Raw genomic sequence first — 25192 nt, 5'->3', positions numbered from 1 at the left:
AGAGCTTTCCTCGTTTCGTCAACCGTTTCAGCATCTTTTTTTGCTGCGGCCAGCGCGCCAACTTCGCTGCGCCAACCGATCCGGTCGACCCCGCAACCCGCGCCCCGTCTGCTTTGCAGCGCTGCGTTGTGTTGCGAGGGGGCGAATATTAAGTGACCGCAGCGGGGTTGGCAAGGGGTTTTTGAAAACTTCTTCGTGCCACCATCAGCGCCCCCTTAGAATCGGCAGATGCCTGACATGCCTACCTACCTGCCGTCGCACCTGCCATCGGAAGGGGCGCGCCTGCTCGACGCCCAAGCTCTCGCCGCGGCGCTGTCGCGCCCTATTGTCTTTGTCGACCTGGAGACCACCGGCGCGGACGCCCAGCGCGACCGCATTACCGAGATCGGCGTGGTCGAAGTCGGCCCGGACGGCATCATTGAATGGGACACCCTGCTCGACCCCGGCATGTCGATCCCGCCGTTCATCCAGCGCATGACTGGCATTACCGAAGAGATGGTGCGCGGCCAGCCGAGCTTCGAGTCACTGGCGGAATCGCTTGCAGAACGCCTGCAAGGCCGCTTGTTCGTGGCGCACAACGCGCGCTTCGACTATGGCTTCCTGAAGAACGCCTTCCGGCGTGCCGGCGTGACCTTCCGGGCCGACGTGCTGTGCACGGTAAGACTGTCGCGCTCGCTGTTCCCGTCCGTGGAACGCCACGGCCTGGATGCGCTGATCGCGCGCTTCGGCCTGACGCCCAAGGGCCGCCACCGCGCGCTGGCCGATGCCGAGCTGCTGTGGCAGTTCTGGCAGAAGATCCATGCCACGTATTCCGTCGACCTGGTGGAATCAGCCGTGCGCACGCTGGTGCGGCGGGCCAGCCTGCCGGCCGGCCTGGACGAAACCGCGCTGGAAGACGTGCCGGCGGCGCCCGGTGTCTATATCTTCTACGGCGACCAGGACGTGCCACTCTATGTCGGCAAGAGCGTGCACCTGCGCCAACGGATCGGCGCCCACTTCTCCGGCGACTACCGGTACGGCAAGGACATGCGGCTGGCCCGGCTGGTACGCCGTGTGGAATGGCGCGAGACCGGCGGCGAGACCGGCGCGCTGCTGCTGGAAGCCCGGCTGGTCAAGGCGATGCAGCCGGTGCACAACCAGCTGCTGCGCTGCAATGCCCGGCTCTATGCCTGGGAACTGCCGCAGCAGTTGCCGGTGCCACGCCTGCGCTCGGATCGAGATACGGATTTCTGCCGGCATCGAGACCTGTTCGGCGTGTTCGGCAGCCGCGGCGCGGCCGAGGCTCGCTTGCGCGCACTGGCGCAGGAACACGGCCTGTGCCTGGCAACGCTGTCGCTGGAGAAAACCACCCGCCGTGGCAGCCCCTGCTTTGCGCGCCAGGTCCATCGCTGCGCCGGTGCCTGCGTCGGCGCCGAGCCGTCGGGCGCGCACCGCGCCCGGCTGGCCGCCGCGCTGGCGCCGATCGCGCTGATACCCTGGCCCTTCGATGGCCCGGCCGCCTGGCGCGAGCAGCACGACGGACGCACCTGGTGGCATGTCGCCGACGACTGGTGCTACCTGGGCTGCGCAGCCACACTGGAAGAAGCGCAGGCGCTGGCGGCAGCACCAGCGCATTTCGACCTCGATACATACCAGATCCTCGCGCCGCGGCTGGCGCAATGGATGCCGCAGGCGGTGCCGCTGTCCGTGCACAGGCCGTTCACGCTGACCGCCCCCGAGGCCCCCGCCGAGGCGCCACGCCCGGCACGCATCCCGGGCGGGCAGACCGCCCGCAAGGCGCCGCCGGCTGCCGCACAGCACCCCTTGGGCCTGTTCTCCGACTGAAGCCGGCCACGCTCTGTGCGTCATCGCGCAGAGCACGCTTGCAGCGAGGCACGCGGCTCCGCTAGCCTGCACAGGCCGGCCCTTGCAGCCGGCTGCGCCGATGCGGAGCCTACATGCCAGCCAACCCAATCCTTCCGGCCGAAACGGCCCGCGGCGCCGTCAGCGTGCGTGCAAGCCTGGCCGTCTTGTGGGCGGCTGCCATCACCGGTGCCTGCGCCGGCCTGGAGGCCAGCGCCATGCAGGACGTCTTCGATTCCTGGAAAAACGTCCCCGTCGATGAGGCGAAGCGCCAGTGGGGTCCGCCGCAAGCGGTGCAGGCCCTGCCCTCCGGCACGGCCTATGTCTGGAACGATTCGGTTGCGCCCGCGCGCGCCCCGGGCAGCGGCCCGCGCGATGCCGGCATGGAGCGCACGCCGGTGCCGGGCCAATGCCAGCGCAAGCTCGTGACCGGCCAGGACGGCATCGTCATCGGCGGCGAATGGCGCGGCGATGCCTGCTGCATCACCGCGCTCGTCGGCCACTGCGCCAGCCTGAAATATCGGGGCCGCAGCTGAGCCACGGCACCCGCGGGTACCAGCCCGGCTCAGTCGATACTTGCGCCCGACGCCTTCACTGCCTGCCCCCAGCGCTTCTGCTCGGCCGTGATCGTGGCGGCAAATGCCTCCGGCGACTGCCATGCGGGCTCGGCACCCTGCTGCTCGAGCTTCGCCTTGGTGTCGGGGTCGGCCAGCACCGTGCGCAAGGCACCGGACAGGCGTGAGACCACGTCCCCGGGCGTGCCCGCCGGCGCCAGCATGCCGTAGAAGCCAACCACCTCGAAGCCCTTCAGCCCGGCTTCCTGCATCGTCGGCACATCCGGCAGCGCGGGAGAGCGCTGCGGCGAGGTCACCGCCAGCGCACGCACCTTGCCCGCCTTGATGTACTGCGTGAACAGCGGGATCGAGTCGGCCATCATCTGCGCCTGGCCGCCCATCACGTCGGTCAGCGCCGGCGAGCTGCCCTTGTACGGGATATGGACGATGAACGTGCCCGAAGCCTGCTTGAACATTTCCGGCATCAGGTGCGAGATGCCGCCATTGCCGCCCGAGGCAAAGTTCAGCTTGCCCGGGTTGGCCTTGGCATAGCTGATGAACGCCTTCAGGTCGCGCGCCGGCACGTTGTTGTTGACCACCATCACCAGCGGGATCAGCGCCGTGCGTGCCACCGGCGCGAAGTCCTTCGGCATGCTGTAGGGCAGCTTGCGATAGAGCGAGTTGTTGATGGCCATCTGCCCGGTGTTGGCCAGCAGCAGCGTGTAGCCGTCGGGCGCGGACTTGGCGACGTTGTCCGAGCCGATATTGCCGGCGGCGCCGGCCTTGTAGTCGATCACGATGGTCTGGCCCAGGATCGGCTGCAGCTTTTCGGCCAGCAGGCGCGCGTGCGTGTCGACCGGGCCGCCGGGCGGGAATGCCACCACCAGCCGGATCGGCTTTTCCGGCCAGGCCGCCTGCGCGGCCCCCGCCGCCAGCGCCAGCGGCGCGGCGGCCAGGGCCAGCAGTGCGTGTTTCAGGATGTCCCGGCGGGCTTGCGGCTTGTTCTTCGTCTTGTCCACGGTTGATTTCTCCTTGATACAGGGCTGCCCGCCAGCGCCCTGGTTCCGGGTGCTACGGACAATCGCCAGCCGCCATTGTGACTCTTTTGTGACTTTTTGATGTCATTTTTATGACAATCTCCCGGACTGCCGGGCTCAACGCACCGGCCACGCGCCCGTGTCCGCCAGCACCGGCGAGTATTCGCGAAAACCGAAGCGCAGCGGCAATACCGCCGCACGCCGCACCACGCACTCGACATGCAGCCGCACCAGCCGTTCGGCGCCGGCGTATGACGCCAGTTCATCGCCCTCCCAGATCACCTCGGCGCGCCCGCCCACATGCAGCAGCGAGCCATCGACAAAATCCGGCACCACGATCCCGGCTCGCGGATTGGCCAGCAGGTTGCCGACCGTATTGAAGAAGTTGTTGCCGTTGAAGTCCGGGAACGTCAGCGTGCCGGCCTCGTCGACGCGGATAAAGCCAGGCTTGCCGCCGCGGTGCGAGACATCGGCGCCGCCGGTGTGCTCGCCCTCGTCCTGCGGCGATGCGGTGTGGCTGGTGGCGATGAACAGGGTATCGGCACCGCGCAGCCAGGCCACCGCCTGCTCGTCCAGCGCGTCGCCGTGCCAGGCGGGCGGCGCGGGCGCCGGCTCGGCCAGGCTCACGTCGCGCAACTGGATATAGCGCGGGCAGTTGCCAAAGCTCTGCTCGACCTCGACCGTCATCCCGCCCTCGTCGCGCGCCACGATGACCCCGTTCATGCGGTTGCGCCGGCGCGTAGGCAGCTCGATCCCGAGCAGGCCGATGCGCGCGCCCTGCGCCAGCGCCGAGGCCGCCGGGTCGCCGGGCAGCGGCACGGCGTCGATACGCAGGTGGGTGGCGTCAGGCGTATGCGCAAACCCCGGCGTCCCGGCCAGCATCGTGGCCCAGGGCTGCCCGTCGGCATCGACGGCGCCAACCAGCAGGAACGGCAGCTGCGCAAAGAACGTGCGGTGCTGCTCCGGCATCTCGCCACGGATCACCCGCGGGCCGGACGCGGCCATGCGTTCGCGCTTGCCGGCGCGCTCCTGGGCGGCCAGTTCGCCGGCGTGGAATGGCAGGCCGGCGTGCGGCCATGTGGGCAGATCCATGACTAGCTCCTTTTCCTTGTCGGATCGATTGGCGATACGCGGGTCCGGCAGGCGCTACGCCGCCAGGCCGACCTTCGACACCAGCATCGGCACGAAGCCGGGCAAGGCTTCGATGCGGCGCAGCCAGGCGTTCAGCGCGGGGTACGGCACCAGCGGCACGTTGCCTTCCTCGGCGCGGGCGATATAGCTGTAGGCGGCAACGTCGGCGATGGTGGCATGGTCGGCCGCCAGGAACGGCTGCCCGGCGAGCAGGGTTTCCATCAGCGTGAACAGCCGCTGCGCGCGGGTGACGGCATCGTCCATCGCCACCGGCCTGCCGAACAGCACGCCCAGGCGCGCCGCCGCCGGCCCGAAGGCAATGTCGCCGGCGGCCACCGACAGCCAGCGCTGCACGCGCGCCGCGCCCACCGGGTCGCGCGGCAGCCAGCGGCCGTGTTCATAGCGCGTGGCCAGGTAGACCAGGATGGCGTTGGAATCGCCGACGATCACGCCGTCGTCATCCAGCACCGGCACCTGGCCGAACGGGTTCAGGCGCAGGAAGGCCTCGCTGCGCTGCTCGCCGCCGCGCAGGTCGACGTCCACCAGCCGGCAGGGCAAGCCCAGCAGCCCCAGGAACAGTTCTGCGCGATGGGCGTGGCCGGACACCGGCGAGCGGTACAGCACCAGCGGCTTGGCGGGGCGATTGGTTTCTTGCATGGCACTCTCCTCAACGGTTGGGATAGCCGGATTCTGGGCGCCGAAGCCGTTGCAATAAATAGGGCAATTGATATTTGACTACTCCAAAGAATGGAGTAATGTGTGGCGCCATGGACAAGCTACGCGCGATGCAGACCTTTGTGCGGATCGTCGACGAGGGCAGCCTGACGGCAGCCGCGACGACGCTGCATACCTCGTTGCCGGCGGTGGTGCGCACGCTGGCGGCACTGGAATCCGAGTTGCAGGTCCGGCTGCTCAACCGCACCACGCGGCGGCTGTCGCTGACCGGCGAGGGGCGCAGCTACCTGGACAGCTGCCGGCGCATCCTGGCCACCATCGACGAGGTCGAGGCCGGCCTGACCGCCAGCCATGTCGAACCCAGCGGCCAGCTCACGCTGACCGCCTCGGTGCTGTTCGGCCAGATGTATGTGGCGCCGGCGGTCACGCGTTTCGTGCAGCGCTATCCGCGCGTGCGCTGCCGCATGGAGTTCACCGACCGCGTGGTGAACCTGCTTGAAGAAGACCTGGACGTGGGCGTGCGCATCGGCCCGCTGGCTGATTCCACGCTGGTGGCGCAGACCGTCGGCAGCATCCGCCGCGTGGTGGTGGCCACGCCCGCCTACCTGCGCAAGCACGGCGTGCCACGCCATCCCGAGGAACTGGCCAGCGCCAACTGCGTGCGCTTCACCGGCAACCACGCGCACTGGTGGACCTTCCAGGAAGCCGGCCGGGAGTTCCACGTGCAGGTCAGCGGCAACCTGGAATTCAACCAGACCGCGCCCGCCGTGGCTGCCTGTGCCGAAGGCGCGGGCTTCGGCCACTTCCTGTCCTACCAGGTCGCGCAACTGGTCGAAGCACGCAAACTGCGCATCGTGCTGCAGGATTTCGAGCAGCCGGCATGGCCGCTGTCGCTGATCTATCCCCATGCACGGCTGTTGCCGGCACGCACGCGCGCCTTTATCGAATGGATGCGGGATGACCTGGGCCCGCGCTTCAACTGACAACGTTCCATCGCCAAAAGACCATGCCCCTGTCGAGCGCCCCCACTCCAACCGGCTTCGGCTCCCGCGTGCGGCGCCTGATCCATCGACCGAGCGGCAACGCCTTGCGCGCAGCCGTGCTGGGCGTCAACGACGGGCTGGTGTCCAGCTTCTGCCTGGTGATGGGCCTGGAGGGCGCGGCGGCCTCGCGCGAGGCCGTCATCCTGGCCGGGCTGGCGGGCCTGGCGGCGGGCGCTTGCTCGATGGCGCTGGGCGAATGGCTGTCGGTGACCAACAGCCGCGAGATGAACAACAAGCGCCTGCGCGACATGGCGCACGAGCTCGCGCATGATGCCACCCGGGCCCGGCAGCGGCTGGTCACGGTGATCGAGGGCAAGGGCGTGCTGCCGGCCGATGCCGAGCGCGCCGCCGACGAGATCATGCGCAACCCGCGCGCGGCCCTGGACACCTTTGCGCGCGAAGTGCTGGGCATCAACCCGCAGGAGCGCGGCGGCAACCCGGTGCAGGCAGCGGTGATTTCCTTCGTGCTGTACAGCAGCGGTGCGCTGGTGCCGTTGCTGCCATTCCTCGTGACCGCAGGGCCATCGGCGCAACTCGGCAGCATCGTCGCGTGCCTGGCCGGCCTTGGCCTGGTGGGCTGGGGCACCTCGTCGTTCAATGGCCGCCCGGGATGGTTCTCGGCGCTGCGGCAGGTGCTGATCGGGGGCATGGCGGCAGCCTTCACCTACGGACTGGGCACCGTGTTCGGCTCGCTCTGACCCGCGCCGAGGCAAGCGGCGCATGCGCGCCGCAACGCCACCTCCGGCGCAGCCCACCCACCCGTCACGCCGGGCTGCCACCCGACAAAATCCTTGACGCGTCGTGGCACGCACCGGTATTTTCAAAATCGAATCCGAATTCGAATACGGAGTGCCCATGTCAGCGACCCAATCCGGCTTCACCGCCAACGCCTCCTTTCCCCGTATCGATACGCCCTCGATCCTGCAGCCGCCGCGCCAGCGCCGTGCGCGCGAGACCGAACAAGCCTTGCTGGGCGCGGGCCGGGAACTGCTTGCCTCGCGTGACTTTGCCGCGGTTTCCGTGGCGCAGATCGCCGCGGCGTGCCAGGTGTCGGTGGGTGCCTTCTATGGGCGCTTCCGCGACAAGATGGCCTATTTCGAGGCCTTGCGCGCGCTGGTGATGGAAGAAACCGCAGCGTCGACCGAGCGCTACCTGGCGCAGGAGCGCTGGGAGGACGTGCCGACACCGGTGCTGCTGGAAAAGGCCGCGCGCTTCATGGTGCTCGGCACCCTGGCCAACCGCGGCGTGATCCGCGCGTCGCTGCGGCATGCGTCCACGCGGCCCGAGGAATGGGTGCCCCACCGCCAGAGCGGCGAAGCCATCGTGGAGCGCATGGTGCAGTTGCTGGTGCCGCGGCTGGCGATGCCTGCCGAGACCGCCGAGCTGCGCGTGCGCTTTGCCATGCAGGCGGTGTTCAGTGTGCTGGTCAATGCCGTGCTCAACGATTCCGGCCCGCTGCACCTCGACGACGAACAGATGATCCCGGAACTCAACCGCCTGATGGCCGGCTATCTCGGCATCACCTGCGCAGAGCCGGCCTGAGCACACGACCGGCCCGCGCCAGCCGCGGTAATGCAGCCAGGCCATGGCTGCCATGAATTGCGCAGCGCTTGCTTGGCTGGCGCGCCGGACCTCCCTAGAATGTGCCCACGCCGGGTTCCGTGCCCGGCGCCCCCGGCCTGCCGCGAAACGGCGCGCCGGGCGCAGCCCTATCCGCCTCAACGTTCACCGGGACCGCTCATGGCCACGCTTTTCCTCGTCCGGCACGGACAAGCCTCGTTTGGCGCCGCCAACTACGACTGCCTGTCGCCGACCGGCCGCCAGCAGGCGCGCTGGCTGGGCGAGTATTTCCAGGAGCGCGGCGTCAGCTTCAGCCGCGTGGTAGCCGGCACGCTGGTGCGCCAGCAGGACACCGCCAGCGAGATCCTGGCCGGCATGGGTCAGCCGCAGGCGGCGATCGTCTCGCACCCGGGCCTGAACGAATACGACGGCGAGGCGCTGTACCGTTGCCACACCGGCGGCGCCGACCACCGCGCACACCAGAACGGCGACTACAACGATTACTGGCGCACCTTCCGCGCCGCCTACGCGGCATGGACCCAGGACGGGCTGGCCGAGATGCCCGAGAGCTGGGCCGATTTCGGCGCCCGCATTAACGGCGCCCTCGCGCACGCAAGCGAAGGCACGACGCGCGAGGATGCCATCCTGGTGGTGAGCTCCGGTGGCGCCATCGGCCGCGCCACGGCCGACCTGCTTGGCGCACCGGCCCAGGCCGCCATCGAGATGAACCTGCAGTTCCGCAACACGGCGTTCTGCGAGATCATCGTCGGCCGCGGCGTGCAGCGGCTGCTGAGCTTCAACAACGTGCCGCACCTGGAACGCGCCGACCGGCGCAGCGCAGTGACGTTCGCCTGACGCGCGACACACCGTAAACAAAAAAAGCCGCGAATATCGCGGCCTTTTTTCCGGCTGCCGGCGCGGGCACGCTGACATGCCCGCGCCGCCGGTCCTTCTCCCTTTACCACTCCTTGCTGCTGCAATTCATGCGCTGCGTGCCTGTGCGGCGCGCAGCGAGTCTCACAGCTTTACAGGCGCTCGACAATGGTCACGTTGGCCAGCCCGCCGCCTTCGCACATCGTCTGCAGGCCGTAGCGCTTGCCGTGCGTATGCAGCGCATGCACCAGCGTGGTCATCAGCTTGGCGCCCGAGCCGCCCAGCGGATGGCCCAGCGCGATCGCGCCGCCATGCACGTTCAGGCGCGCCGGATCGGCGCCGGTGGCCTTCAGCCAGGCCAGCGGCACCGGGGCGAAGGCTTCGTTGACTTCGAACAGGTCGATATCGCCGATGCGCAGGCCCGCCTTCTTCAGCGCGACCTCCGTGGCCGGCAGCGGCGCTTCCAGCATCACCACCGGATCATGCCCGATCACCGTCATGGTGTGCACGCGCGCCAGCGGCTTGACGCCGAGCTTCTTCAGTCCGGCCTCGTTGACCACCATCAGGCCGGCGGCGCCATCGCAGATCTGGCTGGCTGAGGCAGCCGTCACGCGGCCGCCTTCGGCGATCAGCTTGACGCTGCCGATGCTTTCCAGCGTGGCGTCATAGCGGATGCCTTCGTCAGTGGTGTGCATTTCACCATTGGCACCGTCGGCCGTGCGCACTTCCACCGGCAGGATTTCGGCAGTGAAGCGGCCCGCCTTGGTGGCGGCGATGGCGCGCTGGTGGCTCTGCAGGGCGTAGGCATCCAGCTGCTCGCGCGACAGGTCATACTTGCGCGCGATCATCTCGGCGCCGGTGAACTGGCTGAACTGCACGCCGGGGTAGCGCGCCTCGACACCGGGGCTCTTGGGCACGCCGAAACCGTTCTTGGCCGGCAGCTGCGACGACAGGCCCATCGGCACGCGCGTCATGCTTTCCACGCCGGCAGCGATGACGATGTCCATCGCGCCCGACATCACTGCCTGCGCGGCAAAGTGCAGTGCCTGCTGCGACGAACCGCACTGGCGGTCCACCGAGGTGCCGGGCACGCTTTCAGGCAGGCGCGAGGCCAGGATGGCATTGCGCGCCACGTTGCCGGCCTGCTCGCCGACCTGGCTCACGCAGCCCATGATGACGTCTTCGACCAGCGCCGGGTCGGCACCGGTGCGTTCCACCAGCGCGTCCAGCACCTGTGCGGCCAGGTCGGCCGGATGCCAGCCCGACAGCTTGCCGCCCTTGCGGCCGCCGGCGGTACGGACCGCCGCAACGATATATGCCTCTGCCATGTGATCTCCTTGGTTCGGTGCAGGCTGCCGGGGCAGCCATGGTGTTGTCCGGAGTGCCGGCATCTGGCGCCGGCAGTGTCGCTTTGCATTGTTGCGCTGCGGGCAGTGGCAAGCGTCGTCGGAAGCGACGAAGTTTGCCGCAGGCCTCAGGTGCGCGGCGCCAGCACCGCAAAGATCGCGGTCGCGCGCAGCAGGCAGCGCTCGCCGCTGACCAGCCGGCAGGTGCCGTAGCGCAGGCGCGAGCCGAGCTTGTCGAACTCCACGCGGGCCTCGACCCAGTCGCCCAGGCGCGCGGAATCCAGGTAGTCCAGGCTCAGGTTGACGGTCACCGCGCTTTTGGAGCGCCCGGTTTCCAGCGACATCATCATGCCGATGGCGGTATCGGTCAGCGTCGCCAGCATGCCGCCGTGCGGGATGCCCAGGTTGTTCAGGTGGCTCTCGTCAATGCGCACCGCCAGCGTGCGGCGCCCGCCATGCAGGTAGAGCTGGCCAAAGCCCGCCATGTAGCCGCTCATGCGGCGCACCGGGACGAAGCCCTCCGGCACGTCCCCGCCGGCAGCTTCGCCCGGCGCGGCGATGGCCCGGGTCATCGCCGCCTCGATTTCAGCCTCGGCCATGGCGTCAGGCAAAGAAGCGCGAGGCCACGCTGAGGTGCTCGCGGCAATCGGCCACCATGCGCGTGATCAGCTCCTCGCAGCTGGGCACGTCGTCGATCAGGCCCACGCACTGGCCGGCGCTGATGATGCCGCCGTCGGTCTCGCCCGCCTTGAGCGCCGCCTTGCCGCGCACGCCGGCGACCAGGTGCTTGACGTCCTCGAACTGCGCGCCGCCCGGGCGGCGCTCAATGCTCACCACCTCGTCCGACACGGCGTTCTTGAGCACGCGCGCGGTGTTGTGCAGCGTGCGGAAGATCAGGTTGGTGTCGCGCTCGCTGGCCTGCACCAGCGCCTGCTTGACGTTGTCGTGGATCGGCGCCTCGCGCGTGGCGCAGAAGCGCGTACCCATGTTGACGCCCTCGGCGCCCAGCACCAGCGCCGCCGCCATGCCGCGCCCGTCGGCGATGCCGCCGGAGGCGATCACCGGGATCGACAGCTTGCGCACCGCCTGCGGGATCAGCACCATGCCGGGCACGTCGTCCTCGCCGGGGTGGCCGGCGCACTCGAAGCCGTCGATCGACACCGCGTCCACGCCCAGGCGCTCGGCCGACAGCGCATGGCGCACCGCCACGCACTTGTGGATCACCTTGATGCCGGCGGCCTTGGCGCGCGCGATATGTTCCTTGGGGTTGTTGCCGGCGGTTTCCAGCACCTTGACGCCGCTCTCGATGATGACGTCGAGGTAGCGCGCGTACGGCGGCGGGTTGATCGACGGCAGCAGGGTCAGGTTCACGCCGAACGGCTTGTCGGTCATCTCGCGGCAGCGGCGGATCTCTTCGGCCAGGTCCTCGGGCGTGGCTTGCGTCAGCGCCGTGAGGATGCCCAGCCCGCCGGCATTGGAAACGGCCGAGGCCATCTCGGCGTAGCCAACCCATTGCATGCCACCCTGGATGATCGGGTAGCGGATGCCAAGCAGTTCGGTAATTCGTGTCTTCATGGTTGTCCCTTTGCTGTCTGCGCCGGCAGGCGCGCGGTAGTGCCGGCCCTGCCGCTTGATCGGGATCAGTCTACGGCCAGGTGCCAATTCCGAGCCTCGTCGGAAGCGACGATTGCGGGCGGCGCATTCTGCACTAGTGTTGACCGAGCCCCGTGCCGGCGCCCCGCCCCGGCACCCTTCCTCCCTTGTTTGCAGCAATCCCGGCAGGAGCCCCCCATGACGCAAGCCACGCCTTCGTTCGAAACCCTGCGCTACGCCGTTGCAGACGGTGTCGCCACCATCACCCTGCACCGCCCGGACCAGCTCAATGCGTTCACCGCGCAGATGATGCATGAGCTGATCGCCGCGTTCGACGCCACCGATGCCGACGACAACGTGCGCGCCGTGATCGTCACGGGCTCGGGCCGGGCCTTCTGCGCCGGCGCCGACCTGTCCGGCGGCAGTTCCACCTTCGACTTCGAGAAGCGCTATGGCGCCAGCCCCGACAGCGCGCACCGCGACGGCGGCGGGCGCGTCTCGCTGCGCATCTTCCGCAGCCTCAAGCCGGTGATCGCCGCGGTCAACGGCGCCGCGGTCGGCGTGGGCGTGACCATGCAGCTGCCGATGGATATCCGGCTGGCATCGACCGACGCCAAGTTCGGCTTTGTCTTTGCGCGCCGGGGCATCACGCCCGAAGCGGCGTCGTCGTGGTTCCTGTCGCGCGTGGTCGGCATCTCGACCGCGCTGGAATGGTGCTATACCGGCCGCGTGTTCTCGGCCCAGGAAGCGCATGAGCGCGGCCTGGTGCGCTCGCTGCACGCGCCCGAAGACCTGCTGCCTGCCGCCCAGGCCATTGCCCGCGAGATCGCCGCCAATGCCGCGCCGGTTTCGGTAGCGATCTCGCGCCAGCTGATCTGGCGCATGGCCGGCGCCAGCCACCCGATGGAAGCGCACAAGCTCGACAGCCGCGCGATCCAGTCGCGCGGGCGCTCCGCCGACGTGAAGGAAGGCGTCAGCGCCTTCCTGGAGAAGCGTCCCGCCGCCTTCCCGGAAACCGTGTCGCACGACATGCCGGACTTCTTCGACTGGACCAGCGAGCCGCCCTTCATCTGAAGCGCGCCCGTCGATCAACTTTTCCGGAATACGCATGAAAGTCAGCCAAGCCGTCGCCAGCCGCAAGTCCGTCCGCGGCTTCCTGCCCCGGGCCGTTGCGCCCGACACCATCCACCGCGTGCTCGACGCCGCCGCGCGCGCGCCCTCCGGGGGCAACCTGCAGCCCTGGCATATCCATGTCGTGGGCGGCGAGGCCCTGGAGGGGCTGCGCGCCATCATGCGCGAGCGCATCGCCCAGGCGCCCGCGGGTGAAGAGCGCGAGTACGACATCTACCCGCGCGAGCTGGTCTCGCCCTACCGCGACCGCCGCTTCCAGGTGGGCGAGGCGCTCTACCACTACCTCGGCATCCCGCGCGAGGACAAGGCGCGGCGGCTGGCGCAGTTTGCCAACAACTTCACCTTCTTCGGCGCGCCGCTGGCACTGTTCTGCACCGTGGACCGCCGCATGGGCCCGCCGCAATGGTCTGACCTGGGCATGTACCTGCAGACCGTGATGCTGCTGCTGCGTGAAGAAGGCCTGGACAGCTGCGCGCAGGAATGCTGGGCGATGTACCCGCAGACCATTGGCAAGTTCCTGTCGCTGCCTGCCGAACGGATGCTGTTCACCGGCATGGCAATCGGCTACGAGGATCCCGAGGCGCCCGCCAACCAGCTGCGTGCCGTGCGCGCGCCGCTGGAGGAATTCACGGAGTTCATGGGCATCTGAGCCGCAACCGCGCGCGCGGGCTGGCCTGCGCGCGCGGCCTCAGAGCAGCCCGAGCTGGCGTGCGATGGCCACCGCCTGGGTGCGGTTGCTGGCGTGCAGCTTGGCGCTGATATTGCGCAGGTGCGTGCGCACCGTGGTTTCGGACACGAACAGGCGCTCGGCCATGGCCACATTGGAATAGCCCTCGGCCAGCAGGTGCAGCACCTTCTGCTCCTTGGGCGTCAGCGGCTCCACCAGCGCGGCCGGCGCCGGCCGGCCGGCACCGGCGGCCTGCTCGCCCCCGGCCTGGCCGCAGGCCTGCAGCAGCTTTTCCACATAGGGAGCAGGCAGGCTGGCCGACTGGCGCGAGCAGGCATCGGCCACCAGCCTGCGCACATCGTCGCCCTCGTCGGTAAAGATGCGGACAAAGCCTTCGGCAGCGCCGAAACGCAGCGCCTCGCCCATCACCACCAGCGCGTGCGCGCCGTCGCCGGTGCGCTGGCACGCCTGCGCCAGCAGGATGCGCAGCTTGAGCGCGCGGCGCATCAGCTGGTTGCCGGCGGCAGCCGCCAGCTCGCGCTCGATGGCCTCGCGCACCGGCGTGCCCGGGCGCGCATACAGGTCCAGCCGCAGCCGGCCAAGGGTGATGTCCTCGACATCGCTGGCAAAGGAGCTGACCCCGGGCCGCGTGCGCCACAGCGCCGGATCGGCGGCGCGTTCGATCGCCTCCTGCGCCGCGTGGACATTGCCCTGGCGCAGTGCCAGCCGTGCGCGCTCCAGCATTGCCGCCATCACCAGCCGCGTCAGCCCGCGGTGGTGCCCCAGCGCTTCCAGTTGCGCCAGCCATTCATGCGCCTGGTCGGCTTCGCCGCGCTCGAAGGCAATGCGGGCCAGCACCGTGTGCCCGGTGATGATCTGGTCCGGCAGCCCGAGGTCGCGCGACAGCGGCAGGTAGACGTTGAGCAATCGGCTGGCGCGCTCGGAATCGCCGCTCTCGTACAGGCCTTCGGCCAGCAGGATGCCGGCCATGGCATTGCCGTTGGTGGGCCCGAAGCGGTTCGGCAGCATCGTGCTGGCGGCGATGCGGAACCGTGCCAGGGCCTGCTGCAGCCGCCCCTGGCGCAGGTCGATCAGCCCTTCGACCGATTCCGAGAAAATCTTGTTGAAATTGCTGTCCGAGCCGCGCACCGCGTGCCGCGCCACCTGCAGCAGCCGGCGTGCCTCCGGGTAGTCGCCGGCGACTGCAGCCAGGCGCGCCATCGACGTGCCCAGGATCGCATCGGGGAAGGCATAGCCCATCGGCAACGGCGGCAGCTCATTGCGGGCGAAGGCGCGCGCATCGTCGAAGCGGTCCATCATGTTCAGCAGCATGTGGCGCAGCGCGCGGATATGCGCCAGCAGGTCGCCGGCCGCGCCCTCGGTGGGGATCTGCTGCAGCAGGGCGATGGCTTCGGCCGGGCCGCGCGTGAACGACACCGCCCACACGCGCGCGATCTGCAGCTTGGGCCAGCGCGCCAGTTCTTCCGCCGGCACCGCCTCCAGCCAGCGCGTCAGCAGGCGCATGCGGCCCTGCGCCAGCAGGTCGTCCGCGGCGCCGTCCAGCAACGGCAGCGCGCGCGCCAGCGCACCGGCCGCGAAGGCATGCTCGATGGCGGGCACCGGGCGCCCCTGCGACTCATACCAGCGCGATGCCGACAGGTGCAGCTGCGGCACGGCGTCAGGCATGGCCTGGGCCAGCTGGCCGCGCAGGAAGCCGGAAAAGAGGCTGTGATAGCGGTACCACTGCTCCGATGCCGCACCGGAGCCACGCTCGCCATAGCGTTCGCTCTCCAGCGGCAGCAGGAACAGGTTGGCGCGCTCCAGCCAGGCCAGGATCTCGTCGCTGCTGCCAGCTGTCGCGGGCTCGCACACGGCGTCGCACAGCGGCCCGCACAACTGGTCCAGGATCGAGGTGCGCAGCAGGAAGTCGCGCACCGCCTCGGGCAGGTGCAGGAATACGTCTTCGACCAGGTAGTCGGCAATCGCCGCGTTGGAGCCGGAGAAGCCGGCGATAAAACCCTCTGGCTGGCTGCGCCGCTCCAGCGCGACCGACGCCAGCCACAAGGCAGTGGCCCAGCCCTCGGTACGCCGGTGCAGCACGCTGATGGCCGCCTGCTCCAGCTTCAGCCCGCGCGCATGGCGCAGGAAGGATGCGGTTTCGCTGGCGGAAAAACGCAGCTGCGCGGGTTCGATCTCAAGCAGCTCGCCGCGCGCGCGCAGGCGGCCCAGGCCGGATTCCGGCACCCAGCGCGTGCCGATTACCACGCGGCAGCCGGGCGGCAGGCTTTCCACCAGTTGCCAGACCAGCCCGGTCACGGCGGCGTTCTGGATCGCTTCGAAATCATCGAGGAACAGCGTGAAGGCGCCGTTATGGCTGGCCAGGCGGTCGATCAGCGCGAGCGCCTGCTCGCCGGGATCCTGTGCCAGCGTCGCGTGCGCGGACCGGCCGGGGCCGCCGCCGCCCAGGCCCTGCGCGATGGCAGCTTCGACCGACCCCAGAAAGCGCGAGGCATCATTGTCCGACCGATCCAGCGTCAGCCAGGCGGTGCGCCCGCCCGCGGCCTCGAGGCGCGCGCGACACTGGAGCATGGCCGTGGTCTTGCCGAAGCCCGCCGGTGCACGCACCAGCACAAGCTTGACGAAACCGGCCGCGCACACGGCCTCGCAGATCGCCGCGCGCTCGACCTGGAACGGGGTCAGCAGCGGCGGACGCAGTTTGGCCGCCAGCGATGCGGCGCCGGCGGGCGGCGGCGCGCGCCGTCCGGTCTCCTCGATACTTGCCATTGGCTGTTGTCGTCTCCCGCACATCGCTGCCGTTGCAGGCCGCGCGATGCGCCCGCCCGCGCTGCGGATGCAGCCGGGCGGCCGTGGCTGTGATGTAACGGAGGATTATGACGTAAACCGCCGCACTCGCGAAAATGCGGGCGGCGGCAAGTGGCCTACACCAGCTTGCTGGCGTGGCCGGCCCGGTAGCGGTCGCGCAGCAGCCGCTTGAGCAGCTTGCCGGTCGGCAGGCGCGGCAGCTCCGACGCGAAGTCGACCGAGCGCGGGCACTTGATGGCCGACAGGTTGGCGCGGCAGAACGCGATCAGTTCCGCGGCCAGCTCGGGACCGGCCTGGCCCATGTCGGCCGGCTGCACCACGGCCTTGACCTCTTCGCCGAAGTCCTCGTTGGGCACGCCGATCACGGCCACGTCCATCACCTTGGGATGCGTCATCAGCAGGTTCTCGGCCTCCTGCGGGTAGATGTTGACGCCGCCCGAGATGATCATGTTGGCCTTGCGGTCGGTCAGGTACAGGTAGCCGTCCGCATCCACGTAGCCGACATCGCCGATGGTGCTCCAGTCAGGCTGCTGCGGGTGGCGCGACTCCGCGGTCTTGGCCTCGTCGTTGTGGTACGAAAAGTCGCGGCCTTCGGCAAAGTAGATCGTGCCCGATTCGCCCGGCGGCAGCAGCGCGCCGTCCGGCCCGCAGATGCGCAGCTTGCCGACCATGGCCCGGCCCACCGTGCCCTTGCGCTCCAGCCACTCCGGCGTGCTGACCACGGTCACGCCGTTGCCCTCCGTCCCGGCGTAGTACTCCCAGATCACCGGCCCCCACCACGCGATCATGGCTTCCTTGACCTGCACCGGGCACGGCGCGGCCGCGTGGATCGCCACGCGCAGCGACGACACGTCATAGGCCTGGCGTTGCGCCTCGGGCAGCTTGAGCATGCGCGAGAACATCGTCGGCACCAGCTGCGTATGCGTGATGCGGTGCTGCTGCACCAGCTGCAGGTAGTGCTCGGCATCGAAATGCTCCATCACCACCGCAGTCCCGCCCAGCGCCTGCACGGTCATGTTGTAGCGCAGCGGCGCCGCGTGGTACAGCGGCGCGGGCGACAGGTAGCGCGTCTCGGCATCGAAGCCATAGAGCCGCTGGCACAGGCTGGTCAGGGTCGTGGGATCGTCGATATTCGGGCTCGACGGCGGCGCATACACCCCCTTGGGCCGGCCCGTGGTGCCGGACGAATACAGCATGTCGCCGCCGGTCACTTCGTCATCGATGCGCGTTGCCGGGCAGCGCGCCAGCGCGGTCTCGTACGCGTCATAGCCCGGCACGGTGCCGTCCAGCATCAACCTGCCGCGCAAGGCCGGCGTCTGCCCGACCAGGGCAGCCGCAACCTCGGCCTGCGCGTGCGTGGTGACCAGCAGCCTGGCGCCGCTGTCATTGATGATGTGGGCGGCATCGGCCACGTTCAGCCGCGTGCTCAGGCAGACATAGACAATGCCGCTGCGCTGCGCGCCCCAGCACAGTTCGAACAGGCGCGGATGATTCTCGACCATGAACGCCACGCGGTCACCGGGCTGCAGTCCCTGGCTGCGGAACAGGTGGGCGACCTGGTTCGAGCGTTCGTCCAGTTCACGGTAGGTGACGACTGCGCCGCTGCCACCCATGATGACGGCTGGCTTTTCGGGTGTGCGCTGCGCGTGGATGTGCGGATGCATGGCGTTGGACTCCTCGACGGGTGTCGGTGTGTTGGCGGATGCCGGTACCGCATTCTCGGAACCCCAGCCGGTTCAACCATCGTCGGAAGCGACGAAGCGACACCGCCGCCGTTTTGCCGCAGTGCCGCAAAACAGGGCCGCGGGCGCGCCGGGACAGCTTCGTCCGATGCGACGATGCGCCACTAGGCGGCCTGGCAGGATGATGCCCGCCAGACTACCGCAATCACGCCTCACCCCCATTTCGAAGGAGCCAAGGTGGATTTCCAGTTCAGCGAAGAACAGTCGATGCTGCGCGACACGCTCGCGCGTTACCTGGCCGACCACTATGATTTCGAAGCCCGCCGCGCTGCCGTGCAGTCCGCCGCGGGCTGGCGCCCGGACTGCTGGCGCGCATTCGCCCGCGAGCTCGGCATTCTCGGCGCGGCCTACCCCGAGACGCTCGGTGGCCTGGGCGGCGGCGCGGCCGAGCACATGATCGTGATGGAACAACTGGGCCGCCACCTGGCGCTGGAGCCCTACCTGGGCACCGTGGTGCTGGGCGGCGGCGCGCTGATGCACGGCAGCCCCGAGCTGGCCGCGCAGTGGGTGCCGGCCATCATCGGCGGCGAAGCCACCGCCGCCTGGGCCCACGCCGAACCCGCCAGCCGCTATTGCCGCCACGACGTGCAGGCCAGCGCCACGCGCCAGGGCAACGGCTACAAGCTGAGCGGGCAAAAGCACGCCGTGGTCGGCGCGCCGTTCGCCACCCACCTGGTGGTCAGCGCCCGCACCTCCGGCGCGCGCCGCGACCGGGATGGCATCAGCCTGTTCTGGATTGCACGCGACACGCCGGGCGTAACGCTGCGCGAGTACCCGACCTTCGACGGCCTGCGTGCCGCCGAGGTGCTGCTCGACAACGTGCAGGTGCCGGCCAGCCAGCGCATCGGCGCCGAAGGCGAAGCCTTTGCCCTGATCGAACAGCTGTGCGACGAAGCCATGGTCGCGCTCTGCGCCGAAGCCAATGGCGCGATGGCGCGCATGCTGGCCGACACCATCGACTATGCGCGCCAGCGCAAGCAGTTCGGCGTGCCGATCGGCACCTTCCAGGTGCTGCAGCACCGCATGGCCGACATGTACATGCAGCTGGAGCAATCCGTGGCGCTGACCCAGGTGGCGGCGATGCAGGCGGCCGGCGCGCCGCAGGCACGCGCCCAGGCGGCGTGCGCGGCCAAGATCCAGGCCGGCCAGGCCGGTGCCTTTGTCGGCCAGGCGGCGGTGCAGATCCACGGCGGCATGGGCGTCACCGAAGAGCTGGCCGTGGGCCACTACTTCAAGCGCGTCACCGCGATCGACCTGCAGCTGGGCTCGGCCGAGCACCACCTGCGCCGCTACGCCGACCTGCTCTACCCCGCCCAGGCCGCGGCCTGAAGCCGGCATCCCCGAACCCAGACGAATACCCAGCGAGGCCCGTCGATGAATCTCGATTTCTCCCCGCAAGACCAGCAGTTCCGTGAAGACGTGCGCGCCTGGATCGCCCAGGCCTATGACGCCGACCTGCGCGCGATGATGACGCAGTCCAAGAACGGCTACCTCGACAAGGCCGCGCAGCTGCGCTGGCAGAAGGCGCTGCACGCGCGCGGCTGGGCCGCGCCGAACTGGCCGAAAGAATACGGCGGCCCGGGCTGGAGCTCGACCGAGCGCTTTATCTTCCAGTCGGAACTGGCCGCCGCCGGCTGCCCGCCAGTGTCGCCGATGGGCCTGAAGATGGTGGCGCCGGTGATCATGAAGTACGGCACGCCCGAACAGAAGCAGCGCTTCCTGCCGCCGATCCTGAGCTCGGACGTGTGGTGGTGCCAGGGCTATTCCGAACCCAACTCCGGCTCCGACCTGGCCTCGCTGCAGATGCGCGCCGACCACGGCACCGACAGCGACGGCGAGCACTACATCCTGAACGGCTCCAAGATCTGGACCACGCATGCGCAGTGGGCCGACTGGATGTTCTGCCTGGTGCGCACCAGCCGCGAATCGAAGCGCCAGGAAGGGATTTCGTTCCTGCTGCTCGACATGCATACCCCCGGCATCACGGTGTCGGCACTGCCGACGCTGGACGGCCCCATGACCGGGCAGCAGGAAGTGAACCAGGTCTTCTTCGAGAACGTGCGCGTGCCGGCAGCCAACCGCATCGGGGAGGAAGGCAAGGGCTGGACCTACGCCAAGTACCTGCTGGAGTTCGAGCGCGGCGGTACGTATAGCCCGATGCTGCGCAAGCAACTGTCGAAGATCGCGGAGATTGCGGCAGAGCAGCCTGCCGACGACGGTGGCCGCCTGCTGGACGATCCCGCCTTCCGCCGCAAGCTGGCGGCGCTGCACCTGCGTGCTGCCGCGCTGGAAGCGGTTGAGTTACGGGTGTTCTCAGGCGTGGAATCCGGAACCTCGATCGGGGCTGCGTCGAGCATGCTGAAGCTCACGGGCACCGAGGCCCTGCAGGCGGCCAGCGAACTTGCCGTGGAAGCTGCAGGCCCGGCGGCATTGCCGTTCGTGCAGGACACCTGGGCTCATTTGCAGGGACGCGAGGCCGCGCCGCGTGTCGGCCCTGAATATGCTGCCGTGCTCGCGCCGCGCTATTTCAACTATCGCAAGGCGTCGATTTACGGGGGCTCCAACGAGATCCAGCGCAATATCATTGCCAAGCTCGTGCTGGGGCTTTGAGCGTTCGTGTACCAGTGATGGTTTCAAGAGCAGCCGCCGTGTGCGGCTGCTTTTTTTGGGCCGGCGATATCGCATCAACGCCTTCGGCTGCGCTCCGCGCAAGCGCCCAATGACCGTCAGCGCATTTTGAGCCTGCGTAGCAGCCGTAGGCGTCCCCGCGATACGGCTGGCAGCAGGCGGCCTACGCCCTGGGGATCGTTCAATAGTGGGTTAACGCAGGCACTGTCCCTAACTCACATGGCGTAGCAGGGTCGAACGGCCAACCACGCGGAACGGAAACCACCACCGCGCGAACCACAAAAACGTGGAATTTATTGCCAGCCGCATAGGCGACGCGTTTTTTGGTTACTTTTTGTCGCTCGGACAAAAAGTGACTCGCCGGCTACGCCGGCGAAACAGCCACGCTGCCGGAAGCCACAAACCGACCGCATTGCCCCCAGCTCACCAAAGGACTGAAAGCCACTCCCTAGGGGTTCACCCTTAATTGACTGGTTACCTCTACGCTCATATATTTTTATGAACATATAGTACATTTTTGAACACAGCCAAGCAGGTAGACCAAATGCCCCTCAAGATCGGAATCAACGGCGCCGGCATCGGCGGCCTCGCCGCAGCCATCGCACTGCGCAAGCTCGGCCTGGACGCAATCGTCTACGAACAAGCCCCCCGCTTCGCCCGCGTAGGCGCCGACATCAACCTGACCCCCAACGCCGTACGCGCCCTCGACGGGCTAGGCATCGGCGACGCCCTGCGCGAAACCGCCGCACGCCCCAGCCACCGCATCAGCCGCACGTGGGACACCGGCGAAGAAACTTCCCGCCTGCCGATGCAGGAAGACGCCGAGCGCCGCTACGGCGCTCCGCAGCTGACCATGCACCGCGCCGACCTGATGACCGCACTGGAAGCCGCCGTGCCGGCCGAATGCGTGCGCCTTGGCCACAAGGCCGTGGCCATCGAGCCGCATGCCGATGGCGCCACGCTGCGCTTCGCCAACGGTGCGCAGGAGCGCGTCGACGTGCTGGTCGGCGCCGACGGCATCCACTCGACCGTGCGCACCGCCCTGTTCGGCCAGGAAAGCCCGATCTTCACCGGCGTGGTGGCCTACCGCGCGGTCGTTCCCGCCGAGCGCCTCGCCGGCGTGCCCAACCTGGGCGCCTTCACCAAATGGTGGGGCCCCGACGCCGCCACGCAGATCGTCACCTTCCCGCTCAACCGCGGCCGCGACATCTTTATCTTCGCCACCGTCGCACAGGAAGCCTGGCGCCATGAGTCCTGGACCACGCCGGGCCGCGTGCAAGACCTGCGCAGCGCCTATGCCAGCTTCCACCCCGAGGCGCGCGCACTGCTCGATGCCTGCGACGAGGTGCTGATCTCCGCGCTGTACGTGCGCGACCCGCTGCCGGCATGGTGCGCCGGCCCGGTCACGCTGATGGGCGACGCCTGCCACCCGATGATGCCGTTCATGGCGCAGGGCGCCGGCATGGCGATTGAAGACGGCGTGGTGCTGGCGCGCTGCCTTGCCGATGCCGCACCCGGCGGTGCCGCAGGCGTGCCCGCCGCACTGGCACGCTACCAGGCCGCGCGCCTCGAACGCACCAGCCGCATCCAGATCGGCTCGCGCAGCAATGCCTGGCTGAAGGAAGGCGGCAATGCCGACTGGGTGTACGATTACGACGCCTGGAACGTCGCGCTCGGCTGAAGCCGCTCCGATCGTTTCCGCCAGCACGGCCGCCTGCGCGGCCGTTTTCCGTTGACAGCAGACACCACCATGCCCAAGTCCCGCCCACAGCCTGACCTTGCCGACGATGGCGATACTGAAGACGCCCGCGAAGCCCAGCTGGTCTCGCCGGTGATCCGCGGCCTGCGCCTGCTGCGCTTCATCGCCGAGGGCGGCGCCACCGCCAACCTGAGCGAAGTGGGCCGGCGCATCGACGTGAACCGCGTCACCGTGATGCGGCTGCTGGATACACTGGAGCATGAGGGCATGGTGGAACGCCTGCCGCAAGGCGGGCACCAGGTCGGCTTCAACTTCCTGAAGCTGGCCTCGCGCGTGCTGGCCAGCAATGACCTGACCAGCTTTGCCGCACGCGTGCTGGCCCGGCTGAGCGCGTCGCTGCAGCTGTCGGCCTACCTGGCCGTGCGCGATGGCGGCGATGCACTCTACCTGCTGCGGCAGATGCCCGCGGCCTCGCTGGTCAGCAATATCCAGGTGGGCAGCCGCGTGGCCGCACACCTGACCACGCCGGGGCGGATGCTGATTGCCGAGCTGCCGCCGGAGATGCTGCGCGAGCTGCTGGGACCCGATCCCCTGCCGACGGTCACCGGCCAGAGCCCGGCCACGCACGCGCGGCTGGCCGATATCCTTGCCGCCGATCGCGAACGCGGCTGCGCCTGGAGCTTTTCCGCCTATGAGCCGGGCATCGATTCCTGCGCGGCACCGGTGCGCGGCACCGACGGCGACGTGATCGCCGCCATCAGCGTGGCGGGACCGCAGCAGCGCTTTGACGCCGATGGCGCGCTGCGCGAGCGCGTGGCGAAGGAAGTCGGGCAGGCCGCGCGCGACCTGTCGGGCCTGATGGGATACCGCTCCGCCGCTACTCCGCGGTAATCCCGTACGCCTTGATCAGCTTCGCCCACGCCGCGGTTTCGTCGCGGATGCGCGCCTCGAGCGCCTGCGGCGTGCTGCCCACCGGCTCCATGCCCTGGCGCTGCAGCTCGGCGCGCACCGCGGGCGTGGCCAGCAGCGCGCGCACGTCGGCGCTGAGCGCATCGGCCGCCGGCTGCGGCGTGGCCCTGGGCACCAGCAGCGCATACCAGGAACTGACGTCGATGCCGGGCACGCCCTGCTCGGCCAGCGACGGCACGTTCGGCGCGGCCGGCGAGCGCCTGGGCTGCGTCACCGCCAGCGCGCGCAGCGCGCCGGACTGGATGAACGGCGCCAGCGCCGGCCACGTGCCGAACAGCATCGGCACCTGCCCGCCCACCACGTCGTTGAGCGCCTGCGTGGTGCCTTTGTAGGGCACGTGCAGCAGCGTGATGCCGGCCTTGTTGCGGAACAGCTCGCCGGCCAGGTGCAGGCCGCTGCCGACGCCCGGGCTGGCGTAGCCCAGCGGCTTGCCGGACTTCTCTGCCTGCTGTGCCAGCCTGACCAGGTCCTGCACGGAATTCGCCTTCACTGACGGATGCACCGCCAGCACGTTGGCCGACCCCGCCAGCAGCGACACCGGCCGGAAATCACGCTCGACGTTGTAGCTCAGCGCCGGCATCAGCGTCGGGTTGATGGTCAGGTTGCCGGCCGGGGCCACCAGCAGCGTGCAGCCGTCGCCCGGTGCGCGCCGCACCGTGTCGATGCCGATATTGCCGTTGGCGCCAGGCTTGTTATCGACCACGAACGGCGTGCCGCGCCGCTGCTGCAGCCCGTGCGCCAGCGTGCGCGCGAGCTGGTCTGCCGGCCCGCCGCCCGGGAACGGCACCACGATGCGCACATTGGCGCAGCCGGCGGCTTGCGCCGCCTGCCACGGCACGCACGCCGCCAGCGCAGCGGCCAGCGCCGTGCCGGCCAGCCATTGCCGCCGGCGCGGCGGCCTGTTGTATGTCTTGCGTTGCTGCATATTGCTTCCCATTGGATGGCTGGCGGCGCGCGCTGCCGTCACGCGAACGGTTTCTGCACCTCCGGCCGGTAGTCGAGCAGGCTCGACAGCTCGGCCGCCGCCCGCCTGACCTGTTCCACCACATTGTCGAGCTGGTCCGGATCGATACGCGAGGCCGGGATGGTCGCGCCCAGCGCCGCCACCACCTTGCCGCTGCGGTCGCGCACCGGCGCCGCGATGGTGGAGATGCTGGCCTCGAAGAACCCTTCATGCAGCACATAGCCGCGCTGGCGGTCGCGCTGGACCATGTCGTACAGCTCTTCGACGGTGCGCGGCGTGCTTTCGGAATACACCTCCAGGCGCTCCTCCGGATACAGCGCGCGCAGTTCCGCCAGCGACAGGTCCTCCAGCAGCACGCGGCCCAGCACGGTGGCGTGCGCCGGCAGCCGGGTGCCGACGTTGACCGTGCTGGCAAACGGGCGCGAGGCCACCGACTTGGCCACATAGACGATGGAGCGCCCGTCGCGCACCACCAGGTTGCACGGATAGTGGATCTCGTCGCGCAGCCGGTCCAGCAGCGGGCGGCCCAGCTCGGTCAGCTCCAGCGAGGCCAGGTAGTCAAAGCCCAGCCGCAGCACCGCCATGCCCAGGCGGAACTCGCGCCCGCCGTCGGTGCGCTCGACAAAACCCATCATTTCCAGCGTGGCCAGCAGCCGGAACACGGTCGAACGCGGCACCTTGAGCCGGCGCGCCAGCTCGGCCGCCGACAAGGTGCGCTCACGGCTGCTGAATTCGGCCAGCAGCCGCAGGCCGCGCTCCAGCCCCGGCACGATGTACTTGTCCTGGGCGCTCTCCGGGGCGCCCTCCTGGCCGCTTTCCTGCGTGTCTTCCTGCGGCGAATCGGTCGTCATGGTCTGTCTCTGCAATATTCGGTCTTGGCGTAACGCTCTCATATATCACGCCTGCACCCCGTAG

22 protein-coding genes are annotated in these 25192 nt (G+C 69.0%); 12 read left to right on the top strand and 10 right to left on the bottom strand.

Features of this window, described 5'->3' with window-relative positions:
- The first annotated feature begins 228 nt into the window (after window positions 1-228).
- Both AC3WLE_RS19785 and AC3WLE_RS19780 read left to right on the top strand, forming a co-directional pair.
- A complete protein-coding gene (locus AC3WLE_RS19785) occupies window positions 229-1824 on the top strand; it encodes an exonuclease domain-containing protein (RefSeq protein WP_492321225.1) in 1596 nt (531 codons plus the stop codon).
- 113 nt (window positions 1825-1937) lie between these two features.
- Window positions 1938-2378: a hypothetical protein gene (locus AC3WLE_RS19780; RefSeq protein WP_492351832.1), complete on the top strand. Its 441-nt coding sequence runs from the start codon at window positions 1938-1940 to the stop codon at window positions 2376-2378.
- Between the two features lie 29 nt (window positions 2379-2407).
- On the opposite strand, the gene AC3WLE_RS19775 is transcribed toward AC3WLE_RS19780, so the two are convergent.
- The 3 genes from AC3WLE_RS19775 to AC3WLE_RS19765 all read right to left on the bottom strand — a co-directional run bounded on the left by AC3WLE_RS19775 (window position 2408) and on the right by AC3WLE_RS19765 (window position 5221).
- A complete protein-coding gene (locus AC3WLE_RS19775) occupies window positions 2408-3415 on the bottom strand; it encodes a Bug family tripartite tricarboxylate transporter substrate binding protein (RefSeq protein ID WP_492356543.1) in 1008 nt (335 codons plus the stop codon).
- Window positions 3416-3550: 135 nt separating this feature from the next.
- Window positions 3551-4525, bottom strand: coding sequence for a pyridoxamine 5'-phosphate oxidase family protein (locus AC3WLE_RS19770; protein ID WP_492356544.1), 975 nt, complete (start codon window positions 4523-4525; stop codon window positions 3551-3553).
- A gap of 54 nt (window positions 4526-4579) precedes the next feature.
- Complete coding sequence (locus tag AC3WLE_RS19765) at window positions 4580-5221, bottom strand: glutathione S-transferase family protein (RefSeq protein ID WP_492356545.1); 642 nt, start codon at window positions 5219-5221, stop codon at window positions 4580-4582.
- A 98-nt stretch (window positions 5222-5319) separates the two neighbouring features.
- Here AC3WLE_RS19765 and AC3WLE_RS19760 point away from each other — a divergent pair, with 98 nt between their 5' ends.
- From AC3WLE_RS19760 to AC3WLE_RS19745, 4 genes are all read left to right on the top strand, one after another.
- Window positions 5320-6222 carry a LysR family transcriptional regulator gene (locus AC3WLE_RS19760; protein WP_492321230.1) on the top strand — a complete coding sequence of 301 codons (903 nt, stop codon included), beginning with the start codon at window positions 5320-5322 and terminating at the stop codon, window positions 6220-6222.
- A 23-nt stretch (window positions 6223-6245) separates the two neighbouring features.
- Complete coding sequence (locus AC3WLE_RS19755; RefSeq protein WP_492321231.1) at window positions 6246-6980, top strand: VIT1/CCC1 transporter family protein; 735 nt, start codon at window positions 6246-6248, stop codon at window positions 6978-6980.
- A 157-nt stretch (window positions 6981-7137) separates the two neighbouring features.
- Complete coding sequence (locus tag AC3WLE_RS19750; RefSeq protein ID WP_013952396.1) at window positions 7138-7824, top strand: TetR/AcrR family transcriptional regulator; 687 nt, start codon at window positions 7138-7140, stop codon at window positions 7822-7824.
- A 198-nt stretch (window positions 7825-8022) separates the two neighbouring features.
- On the top strand, window positions 8023-8697 hold the full coding sequence (locus tag AC3WLE_RS19745; RefSeq protein WP_492321232.1) for a histidine phosphatase family protein: 675 nt from the start codon (window positions 8023-8025) through the stop codon (window positions 8695-8697).
- A gap of 170 nt (window positions 8698-8867) precedes the next feature.
- Here AC3WLE_RS19745 and AC3WLE_RS19740 read toward each other — a convergent pair whose 3' ends face one another.
- From AC3WLE_RS19740 to AC3WLE_RS19730, 3 genes are all read right to left on the bottom strand, one after another.
- Entirely contained in the window at window positions 8868-10043 is a 1176-nt protein-coding gene (locus AC3WLE_RS19740) for an acetyl-CoA C-acetyltransferase (protein ID WP_492321233.1), read from the bottom strand.
- 146 nt (window positions 10044-10189) lie between these two features.
- The gene (locus AC3WLE_RS19735) at window positions 10190-10660 is read right to left on the bottom strand and encodes a PaaI family thioesterase (RefSeq protein ID WP_492356546.1); all 471 of its coding nucleotides are present in this window, start codon (window positions 10658-10660) and stop codon (window positions 10190-10192) included.
- A 4-nt stretch (window positions 10661-10664) separates the two neighbouring features.
- Window positions 10665-11636, bottom strand: a complete 972-nt coding sequence (locus tag AC3WLE_RS19730; RefSeq protein WP_492321235.1) for an NAD(P)H-dependent flavin oxidoreductase — start codon at window positions 11634-11636, stop codon at window positions 10665-10667.
- 216 nt (window positions 11637-11852) lie between these two features.
- Between AC3WLE_RS19730 and AC3WLE_RS19725 the strand changes: the two genes are divergently transcribed.
- The gene (locus AC3WLE_RS19725; protein WP_010811662.1) at window positions 11853-12728 is read left to right on the top strand and encodes a crotonase/enoyl-CoA hydratase family protein; all 876 of its coding nucleotides are present in this window, start codon (window positions 11853-11855) and stop codon (window positions 12726-12728) included.
- A gap of 34 nt (window positions 12729-12762) precedes the next feature.
- Window positions 12763-13434 (top strand): nitroreductase, encoded by a 672-nt coding sequence (locus AC3WLE_RS19720; RefSeq protein WP_492356547.1) that lies wholly within the window; start codon window positions 12763-12765, stop codon window positions 13432-13434.
- Between the two features lie 39 nt (window positions 13435-13473).
- On the opposite strand, the gene AC3WLE_RS19715 is transcribed toward AC3WLE_RS19720, so the two are convergent.
- On the bottom strand, window positions 13474-16236 hold the full coding sequence (locus AC3WLE_RS19715; protein ID WP_492356548.1) for a winged helix-turn-helix domain-containing protein: 2763 nt from the start codon (window positions 16234-16236) through the stop codon (window positions 13474-13476).
- A 155-nt stretch (window positions 16237-16391) separates the two neighbouring features.
- Window positions 16392-17939 (bottom strand): AMP-binding protein, encoded by a 1548-nt coding sequence (locus AC3WLE_RS19710; RefSeq protein WP_492356549.1) that lies wholly within the window; start codon window positions 17937-17939, stop codon window positions 16392-16394.
- A gap of 255 nt (window positions 17940-18194) precedes the next feature.
- Here AC3WLE_RS19710 and AC3WLE_RS19705 point away from each other — a divergent pair, with 255 nt between their 5' ends.
- The 4 genes from AC3WLE_RS19705 (at window position 18195) to AC3WLE_RS19690 (ending at window position 23235) form a co-directional block, all read left to right on the top strand.
- Window positions 18195-19346 (top strand): acyl-CoA dehydrogenase family protein, encoded by a 1152-nt coding sequence (locus AC3WLE_RS19705; RefSeq protein WP_492356550.1) that lies wholly within the window; start codon window positions 18195-18197, stop codon window positions 19344-19346.
- 45 nt (window positions 19347-19391) lie between these two features.
- A complete protein-coding gene (locus AC3WLE_RS19700; protein ID WP_492321241.1) occupies window positions 19392-20627 on the top strand; it encodes an acyl-CoA dehydrogenase family protein in 1236 nt (411 codons plus the stop codon).
- A gap of 562 nt (window positions 20628-21189) precedes the next feature.
- Window positions 21190-22326 (top strand): FAD-dependent monooxygenase, encoded by a 1137-nt coding sequence (locus AC3WLE_RS19695; RefSeq protein ID WP_492321242.1) that lies wholly within the window; start codon window positions 21190-21192, stop codon window positions 22324-22326.
- Between the two features lie 69 nt (window positions 22327-22395).
- Window positions 22396-23235, top strand: coding sequence for an IclR family transcriptional regulator (locus tag AC3WLE_RS19690; protein WP_492356551.1), 840 nt, complete (start codon window positions 22396-22398; stop codon window positions 23233-23235).
- Here AC3WLE_RS19690 and AC3WLE_RS19685 read toward each other — a convergent pair.
- Window positions 23222-24238 carry a tripartite tricarboxylate transporter substrate binding protein gene (locus tag AC3WLE_RS19685; RefSeq protein WP_492356552.1) on the bottom strand — a complete coding sequence of 339 codons (1017 nt, stop codon included), beginning with the start codon at window positions 24236-24238 and terminating at the stop codon, window positions 23222-23224. The genes AC3WLE_RS19690 and AC3WLE_RS19685 overlap by 14 nt on opposite strands.
- A gap of 38 nt (window positions 24239-24276) precedes the next feature.
- Entirely contained in the window at window positions 24277-25128 is an 852-nt protein-coding gene (locus AC3WLE_RS19680; protein WP_492321245.1) for an IclR family transcriptional regulator, read from the bottom strand.
- Window positions 25129-25192 lie beyond the last annotated feature (64 nt).

It is taken from the genome of Cupriavidus sp. FW306-1B-F12B (genome assembly GCF_058781795.1).
This window is presented reverse-complemented; position numbering and strand designations above follow the sequence as displayed.

Coding starts and splice junctions, on each gene's coding strand:
- AC3WLE_RS19785 (WP_492321225.1), top strand. CDS start 229: ATGCCTGACATGCCTACCTACCTGCCGTCGCACCTGCCATCGGAAGGG.
- AC3WLE_RS19780 (WP_492351832.1), top strand. CDS start 1,938: ATGCCAGCCAACCCAATCCTTCCGGCCGAAACGGCCCGCGGCGCCGTC.
- AC3WLE_RS19770 (WP_492356544.1), bottom strand. CDS start 4,525: ATGGATCTGCCCACATGGCCGCACGCCGGCCTGCCATTCCACGCCGGC.
- AC3WLE_RS19765 (WP_492356545.1), bottom strand. CDS start 5,221: ATGCAAGAAACCAATCGCCCCGCCAAGCCGCTGGTGCTGTACCGCTCG.
- AC3WLE_RS19760 (WP_492321230.1), top strand. CDS start 5,320: ATGTGTGGCGCCATGGACAAGCTACGCGCGATGCAGACCTTTGTGCGG.
- AC3WLE_RS19755 (WP_492321231.1), top strand. CDS start 6,246: ATGCCCCTGTCGAGCGCCCCCACTCCAACCGGCTTCGGCTCCCGCGTG.
- AC3WLE_RS19750 (WP_013952396.1), top strand. CDS start 7,138: ATGTCAGCGACCCAATCCGGCTTCACCGCCAACGCCTCCTTTCCCCGT.
- AC3WLE_RS19745 (WP_492321232.1), top strand. CDS start 8,023: ATGGCCACGCTTTTCCTCGTCCGGCACGGACAAGCCTCGTTTGGCGCC.
- AC3WLE_RS19740 (WP_492321233.1), bottom strand. CDS start 10,043: ATGGCAGAGGCATATATCGTTGCGGCGGTCCGTACCGCCGGCGGCCGC.
- AC3WLE_RS19735 (WP_492356546.1), bottom strand. CDS start 10,660: ATGGCCGAGGCTGAAATCGAGGCGGCGATGACCCGGGCCATCGCCGCG.
- AC3WLE_RS19730 (WP_492321235.1), bottom strand. CDS start 11,636: ATGAAGACACGAATTACCGAACTGCTTGGCATCCGCTACCCGATCATC.
- AC3WLE_RS19725 (WP_010811662.1), top strand. CDS start 11,853: ATGACGCAAGCCACGCCTTCGTTCGAAACCCTGCGCTACGCCGTTGCA.
- AC3WLE_RS19720 (WP_492356547.1), top strand. CDS start 12,763: ATGAAAGTCAGCCAAGCCGTCGCCAGCCGCAAGTCCGTCCGCGGCTTC.
- AC3WLE_RS19715 (WP_492356548.1), bottom strand. CDS start 16,236: ATGGCAAGTATCGAGGAGACCGGACGGCGCGCGCCGCCGCCCGCCGGC.
- AC3WLE_RS19710 (WP_492356549.1), bottom strand. CDS start 17,939: ATGCATCCGCACATCCACGCGCAGCGCACACCCGAAAAGCCAGCCGTC.
- AC3WLE_RS19700 (WP_492321241.1), top strand. CDS start 19,392: ATGAATCTCGATTTCTCCCCGCAAGACCAGCAGTTCCGTGAAGACGTG.
- AC3WLE_RS19695 (WP_492321242.1), top strand. CDS start 21,190: ATGCCCCTCAAGATCGGAATCAACGGCGCCGGCATCGGCGGCCTCGCC.
- AC3WLE_RS19690 (WP_492356551.1), top strand. CDS start 22,396: ATGCCCAAGTCCCGCCCACAGCCTGACCTTGCCGACGATGGCGATACT.
- AC3WLE_RS19685 (WP_492356552.1), bottom strand. CDS start 24,238: ATGCAGCAACGCAAGACATACAACAGGCCGCCGCGCCGGCGGCAATGG.
- AC3WLE_RS19680 (WP_492321245.1), bottom strand. CDS start 25,128: ATGACGACCGATTCGCCGCAGGAAGACACGCAGGAAAGCGGCCAGGAG.